Source organism: Rhabdothermincola salaria (genome assembly GCF_021246445.1).
Classification (GTDB): domain Bacteria; phylum Actinomycetota; class Acidimicrobiia; order Acidimicrobiales; family Acidimicrobilacustridaceae; genus Rhabdothermincola_A; species Rhabdothermincola_A salaria.
Genome location: NZ_JAJQXW010000001.1, coordinates 1,792,838 through 1,806,628, shown reverse-complemented (window position 1 = coordinate 1,806,628; position 13,791 = coordinate 1,792,838). Strand labels below are relative to the sequence as shown.

Genomic DNA, 13,791 nt, shown 5'->3' with positions numbered 1-13,791 from the left:
ATGTGTCGGGGTGCCGGGCTCAGGCTCGGCGGCGGGAGCGGGTCTCGGCCAGCGCGTTGAAGGCGGCGATCGCCTCCGGTGCCGACCGGGTGACCACGTCGGCGCCGAGCGTCGGGGCCGATTCCGGGTCGAGGCCGCTTCCGCCGAGCACGATCGGGCACCCGAGCATCCGGCGCACGTCGGCGATGGTGGCAGCGATGTTGGCCTCGTTGCGCGGCGTGGTGGCGTTGATGCCCACCGCCACGAGCCGTTCGGCGTCGCGTGCCGCCTCGGCGAAGGACTCCGCCGGGGTGTCGGCGCCGAGGTCGACCACCGTGAACCCCTCAGCCCGCAGCAGGTCGGCGGCCAGGGCCACGGGCACACCGTGGTGGTCGCCGGGGGCGGCGCCCACCACCACCGACCCGCGCTTGCGCCCCGGTCGGGAGAAGCGCGGGCCCAGTCGCCCGATGAGGCGCAGCATCACCACCGACGCCCGGTGCTCCTCGGCCACGCTGATCCGGCCGGCCGCCCAGCCCTCGCCGATGGCGGCCATGGCCGGGGCCATCACCTCGAGGTAGATCTCGTGGGGTTCGACCCCGGCGGTCATGGCGTCCTGGAGGATCGACCAGGCTCCGGGCTCGTCGCCCGCCAGGAGGCGCCCCTCGAGGCGGTGGTGGTAGCTGACGCCCCGTCGTCTGCCGCGGGCCGGCACCGGGCCCGGCCGACCCTCGCCGACCTCGCGGTGGCCGTTGCCACCCCCGCGGGGACCGGCGGCGGCGTCGCGGAAGGCCTCCAGGTCGGCTCGTTGGACCCGCCACTCGGCACCGTGCTTGGCCGCCGGGAGCCGGCCGGTGCGCACGTAGCGGTAGGCGGTCATGTAGTGCACACCAAGGAGGTCGGCGGCCTCGTGAAGGGTGACAGCGGGGGACGGTCGCTCAGCGGACACTCGTGCTCCCTTCCCCCGTCGTCGGTCGCCCCGACGCTAGCGGGCGGGCCGCGCGCCCCTCGTCGTCGGGCGACGACCTTTTTCGCTCCGGCGCCGCGCCGGCGGCCTCGCCGCCCCGCCCCCGGGCCCGGTACCGTCGCCCTCGTGTCCGACGCCCCCGCCGCCGATCCCTCCGAGGGGCCCAGCCATCGTGGCGAGGTGGCCATCGCCTTCGAGGCCCTGGCCGAGGGTCTGGCCCCGTTCGTCGACGCCCGCATGCGGGCGGCCTTCCCCGACGAGGACTGGATCATGATGGCGGCGTCGAAGCTGGGCAAGCGACGCGACGTCCTGGTCTCGCTCACCGACCCGCACTTCCAGCTCGAGGTCATCGCCCGCTGGTGGGGTCCCGTGTTCCTCGCGGTGCTCGGGGCGTCGACGAGGGACACGGTCACCGACCTGCGCACGGCCCGCAACCACTGGGCCCACCCCGACGCCGAGCACCCCTTCGACCTCGACTACGCCCTGGCCGTGCACCGGTGGGCCGAGGACCTGCTCGAGCGGGCCGGCTCACCGATGGCCGATCGGCTCGTGGAGCTGACCGAGGACCTGCGGTGGCAGTCGGCTCGACGTCACGCCCGCCAGCGCGGCGTCACCGAGGCCGAGGCCCTCCTCGGCGAGCTCGCCGAGCTCCAGCACGAGCGCGAGGACCTGCAACGCCAGCTCGACGAGGCCCGAGCGGCCGCGTCCAGCGCCGTCGGCCGGGGCCGGGCCGTGGCTCGCCAGCTGGCCGAGCTGCAGGCCCAGTACGCGGCGGTGGCCGGTCTGCGCGACGAGTACCGCGAGCTCGAACAGGAGCTGGCGACCGAACGGTCGGCTCGCGAGGCAGCCCAGGAGGACACCAGCGCGGTGCAGTCCCAGATGGACGACACAGGGGCGGCGGCGTCGGACCTCGAACGTCAGGCCGAGGACCTGCGCCTCGAGCTCGAACGGGCGCGCCAGGCCCTGGCCCAGGTCGACCCGCTCGACACCGACGCCGGGCGACGGTGGCTGTGGTTGGTGAGCTCGCTCATCGTCCTGCTCGGGTTGCTGGTGCTGATGGTCTCCACGCTGCCCCGTTAGGGCGCTGGGCGGCCTCCAGGGGCCGGCGAGCGACGCCGTCCCACCCCGCCCGTCCGGAGCGACTCAGTGCTCGGCGTCTCGGTGGTCCCGGGCCAGGCGGGCGACCACCTCGGTCTTGGCGGCCAGCTCGTGCTCGTCGAGCACCCCGGCCCGGTGGAGGTCGACCAACTTGTGCAACAACGCCCCTTCGTCGAACGTGGGGCGGTGGTCGACCCGGGGTGCGGGCCCGGTGGGGGTGAGCAGGCGGCGGACCTCGTCGGCGGCGTCGGGCCGGACCCCTTTGAGCACCAGGGGGAGGCCGGCACGCGAGTGGAGCTCGAGCACGGTGCCGGTGAGTCGGCGCTGGACCAGCACCTCGGTGACGTCGCGTCGGCGCATGGTGCGGCGGAGGCGGCCGTGGCGGTCACGGTGCTCCACCCGGTCGTCGTAGACGAGGACCCGATCGCCGAGCTGGTCGACGCCGGCGCCGATCGTGGAGGGCCGCAGCTCCAGCAGAGGGGGAGCCGGGGACTGCGATCCCTGCTCGGCGGCGGCCGCTCCGAACACCTGGGCCACCACCGCGGCCGGCCCGCCGGTGGGAACGGGGACCGCCCCGTGGGTGGCGTCGGTGGTGTCGGCCGGCCCGGGCTCCGCGGTCTCGGTCGCCGGTGGGGGGCCGGGGCTGGCGCCGTCGTCAGCCGCGGCGGTCGGGCGCGCCTCGGGGGCGCCACCGGCCTCGGGCGCCCGCTCGTCGCGGCCCGCGTCACCTGACACCCCCGGCTCGTCGGCGCCCGCGTCGCCGCGCAGGTGGGCCAGCGCCTTGACCGCCGCCGCTCTCCGGCCCTCGGCCTGGGTCCGAGCGTCCTCCGCCGACGCCCGGTCGCGGGCATCGAGCTGGGCCGTCAACGTCTCGTCGTGCTCGGCGCCCGTCGCGACGGTGGCCAGCTGGTCGACGCGACGGACGGCCGCGGCGGCGGCGTCGGCCTCGCCGCCACGCGTGGGCGTGCGGTCGGACGATGGATGGGGCACGCTTGTCCATCGGCTGTCCGGCTCCATTGGTTGAGCCGTACGTCCACGACCGCCCGGTCCGCCGCAGGGTGCGGCGACCCCCCCGTTCGAATGGGAGTCCCCTCGATGACCACGTCTCGCGACGACATCCAGCCCGACCGCCCCGAGGATGAAGGCCTCACCGACCCCGAGCTGCCCCAGGTCGACATCGAAGGGGCCCACCTGCTGGCCAACGAGGCCCGCGGCCGGTTGAAGGGCGACGGGTTCACCGACGACGAGGTCGACGCCTGGACCCGGGCCTACTTCGAGGAGGGGCACGAGGGCGACGTCGACGGCCTCGTCGCCTTCATCGCTGCGGAGCAAGCCAAGGGTCGAACCATCTGACGAGACCCGCCACGGTCACGATGACCTCGACGTCGAGGTGGGCGTCGAGCCAGGCCTTGTTGCGTCGGTGGAGCTCGTCGGCGGCGTCGAAGCGGTTCAGGAAGACCAGCGGGGTGGCCACGTGGGCGCCCCGGTCGAGGGCTTCGAGGGTGAGGCGGGTGCCGTTGATGGTGCCCAGACCGGCGTCGGCCACCACCAGCACCACCTCGGGCTGCAGCGCCTCCACGTAGGAGACGGCGTCGCCGTCGGTGGCGTGGGGAGAGCGCACCCCGCCGGCCGTCTCGGCCAAACCCAGCGCGGGCGGGGGGACGGGCCAGATCGTCTCGGCGGCCAGGTCGTCGACGGTGAAGCGGGGGCGCCCGAGCGCCTCGGCCGCCATCGGCGGGGCCATGGCCACCGGGTACCAGCGGTGCCGGGGGCAGACGTCAGCGGGGTCCTCGCCGGTGGCTCGGGCCAGCACGTGGGCGTCGGTGGAGCGGTCGTCGGGATCGAACGACTGCGCCGGCTTGCGGGCCGACACCTCGTGGCCCTCGGCGCGCAGGTCGCGCAGCAGGCGAGCCGACACCCAGGTCTTGCCCACCTCGGTGCCGGTGCCCACCACCACGACGAGCTTCACGCCGGCCCCCCGGGAGCCGTGGTGGCGACGGGCAGGTCCGACAGGGCGGAGAGGAGCCGGTCGAGCTGGTCGTCGGTGTGGGCCGCCGACAGGGCGACGCGCAATCGGCTGGTGCCGGGGGCGACGGTGGGAGGGCGGATGGCCGGCACCAGCAGGCCGGCGTCGAGCAGTCGGGCGGCCGCATCGAGGGCGGCCGCCTCCTCGCCGAGCAGGACCGCCACCACCGGGCTCGGGTGGCCGGGGCGCAACCGGGCCACGTGGGTCCGCAGGCGGTCGCGTCGGGCCTCCCCCTCGGGCGAGGTGACCACGCCGACCGCCGCCAGGGCGGCCGCGGTGTCGGCGGGGCTCGAGGCCGTGGTGAAGATGTAGGAGCGGGCCCGGTTGACGAGCAGGTCGACCACCGACCGGGGCCCGGCCACGAAGCCGCCCAGGGCACCGAGCGTCTTGGAGAGCGTGCCCACCTGCACCACGACGGGACCACCGGAGGGCACGGACGGCGGGTCCTGCAGCACGGCGTGGGCCTCGTCGAGGACGAGCAGGGCCCCGTGGCGATCGCACAGGGCGACGAGCCCGTCAACGTCGGCCACGTCGCCGTCCATGGAGAAGACCGTGTCGGTGACCACCACCAGACGCTCGGCCCCGGGCTCGGCGAGCAGAGCGTCGAGGGCGTCGAGGTCGCGGTGGGCGAACACCCGGACGTCGGCTCCGTTGGCCCGGGCCAGACGGCACCCGTCGATGATGGAGGCGTGGTTGAGCGCATCGGAGCAGATGCGCACCCCGGGGCCGGCGAGGGTGGACAGCACCCCCAGGTTGGCGGCGAAGCCGGTGGGGAAGACCACCGCGGCCTCGGTGCCGCGCCACTCGGCCAGGGCGTCCTCGAGGTCGTGGTGCACGGGCCGGGAGCCGACGATCAGGCGGGCGGCGCCGGCGCCCGCGCCCCATCGGTCGAGGGCGTCGTGGGCGGCGCCGACCACTGCCGGGTGCTGGGAGAGGCCCAGGTAGTCGTTGGAGGCGAAGGACACGACCCTGTCGCCGGTGGCGGTGAGGGTGCCCTCGGGGCCGGCGGCGTCGAAGGCCCGGGGGGCGCGCCATTGGCCGGCGGCCCGCACCCGGTCGTTGGCCGTGTCGACCCAGGCGCGCCAGGGTTCCGTCGTGGCCTCGGGGGTCACGGTGGCCCCGGGTCGGCGCCGACCTCGGCGATGGCGGCGGCCAGCACGTCGACGATGCGGTCGATCTCGGTGGCGGTGGAGGTGAGCATGGGCATGACCACGACGACGTCGCCGAGGGGTCGCAAGAGCACGCCGCGGCGCACGGCGGCGGCGCACACCCGGCGGCCCCAGCGCAGGTCGTCGCCGGGTGGGGCCAGCTCCACTCCCGTCATCAGCCCGCGCCGGCGCACGGCCTCCACCTCCCCGAGCGGGGCGATCCGCTCGTCGAGGGCGGCGCCGAGCTGGTCGGCCCGGGCCCGGACGTTGTCCAGCACGTCCCACTCGTCGAGGAGGTGCAGGTGGCGCAGGGCGACCGCGGCGGCGAGGGCGTTCCCCGAGAAGGAGTGCCCGTGGTAGAGCGTGCGCTCGCTCAGGTCGGGCCCGAGGAAGGCGTCGTGGACCCGGGGCGAGGCCACGGTGGCGGCCATGGCCAGGTAGCCGCCGGTGAGGCCCTTGCCGATGGTCATCAGGTCGGGCCGGATGCCGCACTGCTCGCTGGCGAACAAGGTGCCGGTGCGACCGAACCCGGTGGCCACCTCGTCGGCGATGACCAACACGTCGTGGGCCTGGGCGGCGTCGACCAGGCGCCGCACCGATGCGGGGTCGGTGACCTCGATGCCGGCGGCCCCCTGCACCAGCGGCTCGACGACGACGGCGGCCAGCTCGTGGGCGTGCGCCTCGACCAGGGCGACGGCGGTGTCGGCCCAGTCGGGGCGGTCGTAGCCGGGGGCGCGCAGCACCCCGAAGCGCAACGGGTCGAAGACGTCGGTGCCGAAACCACCGGCGCCGAGGGAGATGGCCCCGATGGTGTCGCCGTGGTACGCCCCGCCCAGCGCCAGATAGCGGGTGCGGTCGCCGATGCCCTGGTTGGTCCAGTACTGGAAGGCGATCTTGAGAGCCTGCTCCACGGCCGCGGCGCCGTCGGAGGCGAACAGGAAGTGGGGGTCGTCGACCGGCACGAGGGGGGCGAGCGCCTCGGCCAGCTCGACGGTGACGCGGTTGCCGTTGCCCAGCAGGGTCGTGTGGGCCACCCGGTCGAGCTGGTCGCGCAGGGCCTGGTCGAGCTCGGGCACCCGGTGGCCCAGGGTGGTCACCCACAGCGACGAGATGGCGTCGAGGTAGCGGCGACCGTCGACGTCGATCAGCTCGTGGCCCTCGGCCGACTCCACCATGATCGGTGCGTTGTCGGCGTAGGCGGACATCTGGGTGAACCCGTGCCAGACGACGGCGGCGTCGCGGTGGACCCAGTCGTCGTGGGTGCTCGTCATACGAGGGTGGCCTCCATGTCGGGGTCGGCGGCGCGGGCGCGACGCCATCGGTCGATCTCCTCGCCCATCGGGGTGCACGGCGGCCGCCCCACGAAGGGCCAGAGCTCCTCGGCCAGGCGGCGCCAGTTGCCGGTGGCCCGCAGGTCGCCGAACAAGGCGTACAGCCCGAGGCTGATGCGCTGGATCACCACGAAGCTGGGCGGCAGGTTGGCCGCCTTCTGCATCACCGCGTAGGGCCCCGAGGTGTCGAAGAAGCGGCGCACCGTCTCCGAGGCGTACGCCGGGGTGATCTGGTAGACGCCGTCCTCGGCCACGAACTCGTAGAAGTGCCCCAGGTAGTCGAGCACCTCTTCGTCGGTGACGGGCAGACCGGCGGGCAGCAGGCCGATGCGCTCGACGGAGGCCCGGAAGGCGGCCGGGTCGGGATCGACCACGATGTGGCGGATCATCTCGGCGAAGTCGGCCAGCTCCTCGGGGGTGAAGTGCTTCACGAGGCCGAAGTCGAGGAAGGTGACGCGCCCTCCCGGACGGAAGAGGTAGTTGCCGGGGTGGGGGTCGCCGTTGAAGGCGGCCAGCCGGTAGAGGCTGCCGAAGGCGAAGCGGTACAGGGTCTCGGCGGCCAGGTCCTTCTCCTGCTGGCTCCACGTGAGCAGCTCGTCCCAGCGCACGCCCTCGGCCATCTCGGTCACCAGCACCCGCCGGCTCGACAGCTCGGGGAGCACGGCCGGCACGTGGATGGTGGGATGGCCGGCGTAGGCCTCGGCGAAGAGGGTCTGGTTGGTGGCCTCGATCTCGTAGTCGAGCTCCTCGAGCAGCCGCTCGCGCAGCTCGCCCACCAGCGACTCGTGGTCGAGCCCGGCGAAGACCTGGCCGAGGCCGGCGAAGATGAGCCCGGCGTTGTCGAGGTCGGCGGCCACCGCGTCGGCCACCCCCGGGTACTGCACCTTCACCGCCACGGCCCGGCCGTCGCGGGTGATGGCCCGGTGGACCTGGCCGATGGACGCCGAGGCGATGGGCACCGGGTCCCACTCGGCGAAGAGCTCCTCGGGGGAGGCGCCCAGCTCGTCGCGGACCATGCCGGCAGCGAGCTCGGCGCTCATCGGTGGGGCGTGGTGCTGGAGGTCGGCCAGCGCGGTGCGTACGTGCTCGGGCAGGCCCTGGTCGAGGTAGCTGGCCATCTGGCCCAGCTTCATGAGGGCGCCCTTCATGTGGCCCAGCGCTTCGGTGACCTGCTCGGCGGTCTTGAGCTCGAAGGCGGTGTCGAGCTGGCGGCGCTCTTCGGCGTCGGCGAAGAGCCGGCGGGCCCGGTGGGTGGCGTAGGAACCACCGGTGCGGGCCCCCAGGGTGGCCAGGCGCAGGTTGCGGGCCGTGCGGTGGCCGCGGCGCCCGCCTGCGGAGCGCGACGGCCGGCCCGCTCGGGTGGCGACGAGGGCGCCGAGCGCGCCGAGCGCCACGCCGCCGATCACGGCGATGGGCAGCAACGAGCGACGGGTCACGGGCGGGCAGCCTACGGGCCGGGAGGGAGTGAGCCCACACCGCGACCCGCACGTCGGAGGCGGCCGCCGAGGGGTCGGCGCGCCGGGCGGTGGCTGGCAGACTCATCGCATGTCCGCGTCCGCCGTCGAGCCCGGGAGACGGTTCGCGGCCCGCGTGGTCCGGGCCGTGGTGGTGGCGATCGTGCTCGTCGGGGTGGGCGGGGCCGGCGTCGGCCCGGGTCCGGTCCCGGTGGGGGCCCAGGAGCCCTCGGGGGTGGGGGCCGAGCGCTGGGCGCCGGTCACGACGGACCCCGCCGCCCCGCCCGAGGTCGCCGTCTCCCGCTTCTGGATCGATCCGGCCCCGCCGGCGGACGGCTCGCAGGCCTCGGTGGTGGTGGACCTGGCCTCGGCGGCAGGCCCCGGGGGGCCTCCGTGGCGGGTGTCGGTGTCGGTGGGCGACCCTCTCGGCGTCCGCACCCGGGTCTCGGCGGTGGCGGTGGACCAGACCGTGTCGGGTCTGGTGGAGCGCGGCGACGGCGTCCGCTGGGACGAGCTCGGTCCGGGCACCGTGGCGGTGGGCGACGGCGGGCGCGTCACCGTGGAGGTGCCCCTCGACGAGGCGGGGGCCGACGCCGTCGTGTGGGTGCAGGTCGAGGCCACCGTCGACGGCGCGTCCGTCACCTCGACCAGCTCGTGGTTCGCGCTGGTGGACCTGCTCGGCACCCGCCCGGGGCCGGCGCTCGGGGTGGCCCCGGTGGCTGCGGTGGTCGCCGACGGCGACGCCGGCCCCGTGAGCCTGCCGGGCCCCCGGCCCACGCTCGCCGTGGTGGGGCGGGGGCTCGAGGTCGTCACCACCGATCCCGTACCTCTCGACGTGGGCGGCGTGGGGGTGGCCGGCGTCGTCGACACGGTACTGGTCACCCGCGACAGCGACGACGGCGGGGCCCGCACCGACCGCGTCGAGATCGACCGAGGCACCGGCGAGGTGCGCCTGGTGCCGGCCGACGGCGAGGTGGTGGTGGCCGAGCCGGGGACCTCGCCGTGGTTGGTGTCCGGACCGTCGCCCACGGACCCGGGAGCACCGGCGACGGTCACCTTCGACGTCGAGGCGCTCGACGTGGCCTTGGGCGGGCCGGTGCTGGAACGGGCCACGACCGCCGTCGGGGTCACCCGCACCGTGGCCCTCGACGACGGTCGGGCGCTGCAGGCGGCCGGCGTGGTGGGCACCATGGCCTGGTTCGACACGGCGCTGGTGGCGGCCGCCCCCGACGCGGACGCCGAGACCGGCGCCGTGCGCGAGGCGACGGCGACCAGCACGGTGCTGATCGCGCTCGTGGCGCTGGTGGTCGTGGCGCTGGTGGCGGTCGTGGTGCTGGCGCGGCGCCGGCGTCGGCGGGGAGGTCGGGACCGGGCCGCCGAGCCGAGCGCGGCTCGCGCCAGCGGTGCCGGGCGTGCTCCCGCCAGCGGTGCCGGGGTCGGCGAGGGGCCCGACCCGCTGGCCGCCCTGTTCGCCGAGGTCGACGAGCTCAGCGCCCGGGTGGACCGCCTCACCGGGCCCGACCCCGGCCCTGGCCCCGACGCCGAGCCCAGCGCTGGTCCCGGTCCCGGCTCCGAGCCCGACCCGGGCGGCGGCGGCGGGGTCGAGCCCGGCCGGTAGCGTCGGTGCCCATGATCGTCACCACCGCCCAGGGCGAGGTCGAGGGCTTCGAGCGCGACGGCATCTGGAACTTCCGCGGCCTGCCCTACGCCGCCCCGCCCGTCGGCGAGCGGCGCTTCCGGGCTCCGCAACCCCCCGAGCCGTGGGCCGGGGTGCGCGACGCCCGCCACTTCGGCCCGGTGTCGTGGCAGAACAAGGGCGGTCTCATGGCCATGCTCGGCGACGCCGAGCTCGACATGTCCGAGGACTGCCTGGTGCTCAACGTGCAGACCCCGGCCTGCGACGACGCCCGACGGCCGGTCATGGTGTGGGTCCACGGTGGCGGCTTCGTCACCGGCTCCTCCGCGGTGCCCTGGTACGACGGCACCCACCTGGCCACCCACGGCGACGTCGTGGTGGTGAGCGTGAACTACCGCCTCGGCGCCCTCGGCTTCCTGTGGCTGGGCGCGCTCGGCGAGGAGTTCCGCAGCAGCGGCACCAACGGCATCCTCGACCAGGCCGCCGCCCTGGCCTGGGTGCACGACAACGTCGCCGCCTTCGGGGGCGATCCCGACAATGTCACCGTCTTCGGCGAGTCGGCCGGGGCCATGAGCGTGTCGACCCTGTTGGCCCTGCCCGCCGCCCGGGGGCTGGTCCACAAGGCCATCGCCCAGAGCGGGGCGGCCCACAACACGTTCACCACCCACGTGGCCGACGAGGTCACCGGCACGGTGCTGGCCGAGCTGGGCGCGACCGACCTCACCGCCGTGCTGGAGGCCACCCCCCAGGAGCTCGTCGCCGTCGAGGCCGCCGTCACCCGGCGGGTGTTCCGCGATCCGGCCCGCCTCGCCGGGCGCTCCGGGATCGCGTTGGCCATGCCGTTCCAACCCGTGGTCGACGGCCAGTGGCTCCCCACCGACCCGCTCACCGCCATCCGCCAGGGCGCGGCGGCCGACGTGGCGTTGCTGGCCGGCACCAACCTCGACGAGTGGAACCTGTTCCGCGTCATGTCGCCCGGAGGGATCGACCACCCCAAGCTGCTCGAGCGCCTCGACCGCATCGCCGGCAACGGCCACGAGTTCCACGACACCTACGCCGCCTCGCGGCCCGAGGCCACGCCCGACGACCTGTGGAGCGCGGTGCTCACCGACGCCGGGTTCCGTGTGCCCACGGTGCGCCTCCTCGAGGCCCACCACGGCGCCGCCGCCCCCGGTGTGGCCGCGTACGAGTACCTGTTCACGTGGCCCACCGCCGCCTTCGGCGGGGTGATGGGGTCCTGCCACGCCCTCGAGATCCCGTTCGTGTTCGACAACCTGCACCGCGGTGGGGCCGAGCTGTTCCTGGGCGGATCGGTCGGTCCGGAGCTGCACACCCTCGCCGCCCGCATGCGCGACGCCTGGACGGCCTTCGCCCACACCGGCGTGCCCGCGGCCGAGGGGCTGCCCGCGTGGCCGGCCTTCGATCCTCGCCGGCGCGAGGTGCTGCGCCTCGACCTCCAGCCCGAGGTGCTGGCCGACCCCGGCCGGGCCGAGCTCGACCGCTGGGCCGATCTGCTGTGACCGGCCCCCTGGTCGACGAGCCGGAGGGGCCGCCGCCCGTCGCCGTCGTCTTGCTCTCGGGCGGACTCGACTCCACCACCTGCCTGGCCATCGCCCGGGCCGAGGGGTTCACGCCCGTGGCGCTCAGCTTCCGCTACGGCCAGCGCCACACCCACGAGCTGGACAGTGCCCGGGGGGTGGCCGACGCGGCCGGGGTTGAGCACCTCGTCGTCGACATCGACCTGGGCGGCATCGGTGGCTCCGCCCTGCTCGACGAGTCCATCGCCGTGCCCAAGCACGTCGACGCCGAGGCCATGGCCGCCGCCGTCGGCGACGGGCCCGACGGCAGCGACATCCCGGTCACCTACGTGCCTGCCCGCAACACCGTCTTCCTGGCCCACGCCCTCGCCCTGGCCGAGGCCCGCGGGGCGCGCGACATCTTCATCGGCGTCAACGCCGTCGACTACTCGGGGTACCCGGACTGCCGTCCGGAGTACCTCGCCGCCTTCGAGGCCATGGCCAACCTGGCCACCCGCGCCGCGGTCGAGGGTCACCGGCTGGTGATCCACGCCCCGCTGCTCGAGCTCACCAAGGCCGAGATCATCCGTTGGGGCGTGGCCCTCGGCGTCGACTACGCCGCCACCTCCACCTGCTACGACCCGGCCCCCGACGGCGCCGCCTGCGGGCACTGCGATGCCTGCCTGCTGCGGGCCCGGGGTTTCGCCGAGGCCGACGTGATCGACCCCACCCGCTACGCCGACAGAGCGCGCCCGTGAGGGCGGGGGCCTCCTCCTGCCCCGGCCGGCCCCCGGGCCGCCACCGTCGTCGTGCGCGGCGATGGGGTGCACCGAGGGGGCGACGATGAGCACCTACCTGGTCAAGGAGACCTTCCTCACCCTTCAGGGCGAGGGCATGCATGGCGGGCGGCCGGCGGTGTTCTGCCGCTTCTCGGGCTGCAACCTCTGGACCGGTCGCGAGGAGCACCGGGCCCAGGCCGTCTGCCGGTTCTGCGACACCGACTTCGTGGGCACCGACGGCCCCGGCGGCGGCCACTTCCGGTCGGCGCGGGCGCTGGCCGAGCACGTCCGCTCGTTCTGGCCGTCCCCGGGGCGGGGCTTCGTGGTCTGCACCGGCGGCGAGCCCACCCTCCAGCTCGACGACGCGGCCGTGGCCGCCCTGCACGCCGTCGACCTCGAGATCGCCATCGAGACCAACGGCACCCGGCCGGTGCCCGCCGGCGTCGACTGGGTGTGCGTGAGCCCCAAGGCGGGGGCCGAGGTGGTCCTCGAGCGGGCCGACGAGCTCAAGCTGGTCGTCCCCCAGCCCGGGGCCGAACCCGAGCGGTGGGTGGACTTCGCCGCCGACCACCACCTGTTGCAGCCCATGGACGGCCCCGACCGGGTGGCCAACACCGCGGCGGCCGTCGCCTACTGCCTCGAGCACCCGACCTGGCGGCTCTCCGTCCAGACCCACAAGGACATCGGCATCCCATGACCACGCCCTCGGCCAAGCGCCTCACCGAGTACAGCCACGGCGCGGGGTGTGCCTGCAAGCTGCCACCCGGGCTCCTGGGCGAGGTCGTCGCCAACCTGCGACCGGTCACCGACGAGCGGCTCCTGGTGGGCTCGGCCACGGGCGACGACGCCGGCGTCTGGCGCCTCGACGACGATCGGGCCCTGGTGTTCACCACCGACTTCTTCACCCCGATCGTCGACGACGCCCGCACCTGGGGCCGGGTGGCGGCGGTGAACGCCGTCTCCGACGTCTACGCCATGGGCGGGCGGCCCCTGATCGCCCTCAACCTGGTGGCGTGGAACGTCGACGAGCTCTCCGCCGAGCTGTTGGGGGAGGTGTTGGCCGGGGCCGGTGACGTGGCCGCCGAGGCCGGCTTCGCCATCGTGGGAGGGCACTCCGTCGACGACCCCGAGCCCAAGTACGGCCTGGCCGTGGTGGGCGAGGCCCACCCCGACCGGCTGCTCACCAACGCCGGGCTACGGCCCGGCCAGGCCCTGGTGCTGACCAAGGCGTTGGGCACCGGCATCGCGTCCACCGCGGTCAAGCGCGGCGTGGCCCCGCCCGAGGTGGCCGCCGCGGCCGTCGACTCCATGCTGGTGCTCAACGCCGACGCCGCCCGGGTGGCGCTCTCGGCCGGGGCCACCGGCGCGACCGACGTCACCGGCTTCGGACTCCTCGGCCACCTGGGCCGCATGGCGCTGGAGTCGGGGGTCGACGTGGCCGTGGAGGCCGGCGCCGTCCCCGTGATCGCAGGGGTGAGGGACCTGGCCGCGGCCGGCGTGGTGCCGGGAGGATCGGGCCGCAACCGGGCGTTCGTGGCCGACCGCCTGGTGGTGGGCGACGGCGTCGACGAGCTGTCGGTCACCGTGCTGGCCGACGCCCAGACCTCGGGCGGGCTGGTCTTCGGTGTGGACCCCGCCCGGGCCGCCGACGCCGTGGCCGAGCTGCGCGCCCTCGGTCACCCGGCCGCGGTCATCGGCGAGGTCCTCGCCCCCGACCCGGCCGGGTCCGCCACTCGCACCGGACGCCTCCACCTCCGCTGACCCGAGCCCCCCCCCAACACCGGGGTTCTTGCATGAGTTCGGCGCGGTGGGCAGCGACGAAACCATGCAAGAACGAAGGGTGTGGGGTGGGGCGGGGG

General features: G+C 75.2%; 13 protein-coding genes. 7 read left to right on the top strand and 6 right to left on the bottom strand.

Annotated elements, in window-relative coordinates; translation table 11 throughout:
• Positions 1–19 precede the first annotated feature (19 nt).
• Positions 20–925 (bottom strand): B12-binding domain-containing protein, encoded by a 906-nt coding sequence (locus LUW87_RS19175; protein WP_232670688.1) that lies wholly within the window; start codon positions 923–925, stop codon positions 20–22.
• Positions 926–1,069: 144 nt separating this feature from the next.
• Between LUW87_RS19175 and LUW87_RS08385 the strand changes: the two genes are divergently transcribed.
• Positions 1,070–2,023 (top strand): Swt1 family HEPN domain-containing protein, encoded by a 954-nt coding sequence (locus tag LUW87_RS08385; RefSeq protein WP_232670687.1) that lies wholly within the window; start codon positions 1,070–1,072, stop codon positions 2,021–2,023.
• Between the two features lie 63 nt (positions 2,024–2,086).
• On the opposite strand, the gene LUW87_RS08380 is transcribed toward LUW87_RS08385, so the two are convergent.
• Positions 2,087–3,031 carry a hypothetical protein gene (locus LUW87_RS08380; RefSeq protein ID WP_232670686.1) on the bottom strand — a complete coding sequence of 315 codons (945 nt, stop codon included), beginning with the start codon at positions 3,029–3,031 and terminating at the stop codon, positions 2,087–2,089.
• A 105-nt stretch (positions 3,032–3,136) separates the two neighbouring features.
• On the opposite strand from LUW87_RS08380, the gene LUW87_RS08375 reads away from it, so the two are divergent.
• Complete coding sequence (locus LUW87_RS08375) at positions 3,137–3,394, top strand: globin family protein (protein ID WP_232670685.1); 258 nt, start codon at positions 3,137–3,139, stop codon at positions 3,392–3,394.
• Here the strand turns inward: LUW87_RS08375 and bioD are convergent.
• From bioD to LUW87_RS08355, 4 genes are read right to left on the bottom strand one after another with little or no spacing between them, the layout of a single operon-like run.
• Positions 3,357–4,010 (bottom strand): ATP-dependent dethiobiotin synthetase BioD, encoded by a 654-nt coding sequence (bioD, locus tag LUW87_RS08370; RefSeq protein WP_232670684.1) that lies wholly within the window; start codon positions 4,008–4,010, stop codon positions 3,357–3,359. The genes LUW87_RS08375 and bioD overlap by 38 nt on opposite strands.
• The gene (locus LUW87_RS08365; protein WP_232670683.1) at positions 4,007–5,179 is read right to left on the bottom strand and encodes an aminotransferase class I/II-fold pyridoxal phosphate-dependent enzyme; all 1,173 of its coding nucleotides are present in this window, start codon (positions 5,177–5,179) and stop codon (positions 4,007–4,009) included. Before LUW87_RS08365 ends, bioD begins: the two co-directional genes overlap by 4 nt.
• Positions 5,176–6,486: an adenosylmethionine--8-amino-7-oxononanoate transaminase gene (gene bioA / locus LUW87_RS08360; RefSeq protein ID WP_232670682.1), complete on the bottom strand. Its 1,311-nt coding sequence runs from the start codon at positions 6,484–6,486 to the stop codon at positions 5,176–5,178. Before bioA ends, LUW87_RS08365 begins: the two co-directional genes overlap by 4 nt.
• Positions 6,483–7,982: an ABC1 kinase family protein gene (locus tag LUW87_RS08355; RefSeq protein WP_232670681.1), complete on the bottom strand. Its 1,500-nt coding sequence runs from the start codon at positions 7,980–7,982 to the stop codon at positions 6,483–6,485. Before LUW87_RS08355 ends, bioA begins: the two co-directional genes overlap by 4 nt.
• Before the next feature lie 109 nt (positions 7,983–8,091).
• Between LUW87_RS08355 and LUW87_RS08350 the strand changes: the two genes are divergently transcribed.
• The 5 genes from LUW87_RS08350 (at position 8,092) to selD (ending at position 13,693) form a co-directional block, all read left to right on the top strand.
• On the top strand, positions 8,092–9,618 hold the full coding sequence (locus LUW87_RS08350; RefSeq protein ID WP_232670680.1) for a hypothetical protein: 1,527 nt from the start codon (positions 8,092–8,094) through the stop codon (positions 9,616–9,618).
• 11 nt (positions 9,619–9,629) lie between these two features.
• Positions 9,630–11,156 (top strand): carboxylesterase/lipase family protein, encoded by a 1,527-nt coding sequence (locus LUW87_RS08345; protein ID WP_232670679.1) that lies wholly within the window; start codon positions 9,630–9,632, stop codon positions 11,154–11,156.
• Positions 11,153–11,911 carry a 7-cyano-7-deazaguanine synthase QueC gene (queC, locus tag LUW87_RS08340; protein WP_232670678.1) on the top strand — a complete coding sequence of 253 codons (759 nt, stop codon included), beginning with the start codon at positions 11,153–11,155 and terminating at the stop codon, positions 11,909–11,911. The genes LUW87_RS08345 and queC overlap by 4 nt, the downstream gene beginning before the upstream one ends.
• 85 nt (positions 11,912–11,996) lie before the next feature.
• Positions 11,997–12,629: a 7-carboxy-7-deazaguanine synthase gene (gene queE / locus LUW87_RS08335; protein ID WP_232670677.1), complete on the top strand. Its 633-nt coding sequence runs from the start codon at positions 11,997–11,999 to the stop codon at positions 12,627–12,629.
• Entirely contained in the window at positions 12,626–13,693 is a 1,068-nt protein-coding gene (gene selD, locus LUW87_RS08330; RefSeq protein WP_232670676.1) for a selenide, water dikinase SelD, read from the top strand. Before queE ends, selD begins: the two co-directional genes overlap by 4 nt.
• Positions 13,694–13,791: the final 98 nt, after the last annotated feature.

Coding starts and splice junctions, on each gene's coding strand:
- LUW87_RS08375 (WP_232670685.1), top strand. CDS start 3,137: ATGACCACGTCTCGCGACGACATCCAGCCCGACCGCCCCGAGGATGAA.
- bioA (WP_232670682.1), bottom strand. CDS start 6,486: ATGACGAGCACCCACGACGACTGGGTCCACCGCGACGCCGCCGTCGTC.
- LUW87_RS08350 (WP_232670680.1), top strand. CDS start 8,092: ATGTCCGCGTCCGCCGTCGAGCCCGGGAGACGGTTCGCGGCCCGCGTG.
- LUW87_RS08345 (WP_232670679.1), top strand. CDS start 9,630: ATGATCGTCACCACCGCCCAGGGCGAGGTCGAGGGCTTCGAGCGCGAC.
- queE (WP_232670677.1), top strand. CDS start 11,997: ATGAGCACCTACCTGGTCAAGGAGACCTTCCTCACCCTTCAGGGCGAG.
- selD (WP_232670676.1), top strand. CDS start 12,626: ATGACCACGCCCTCGGCCAAGCGCCTCACCGAGTACAGCCACGGCGCG.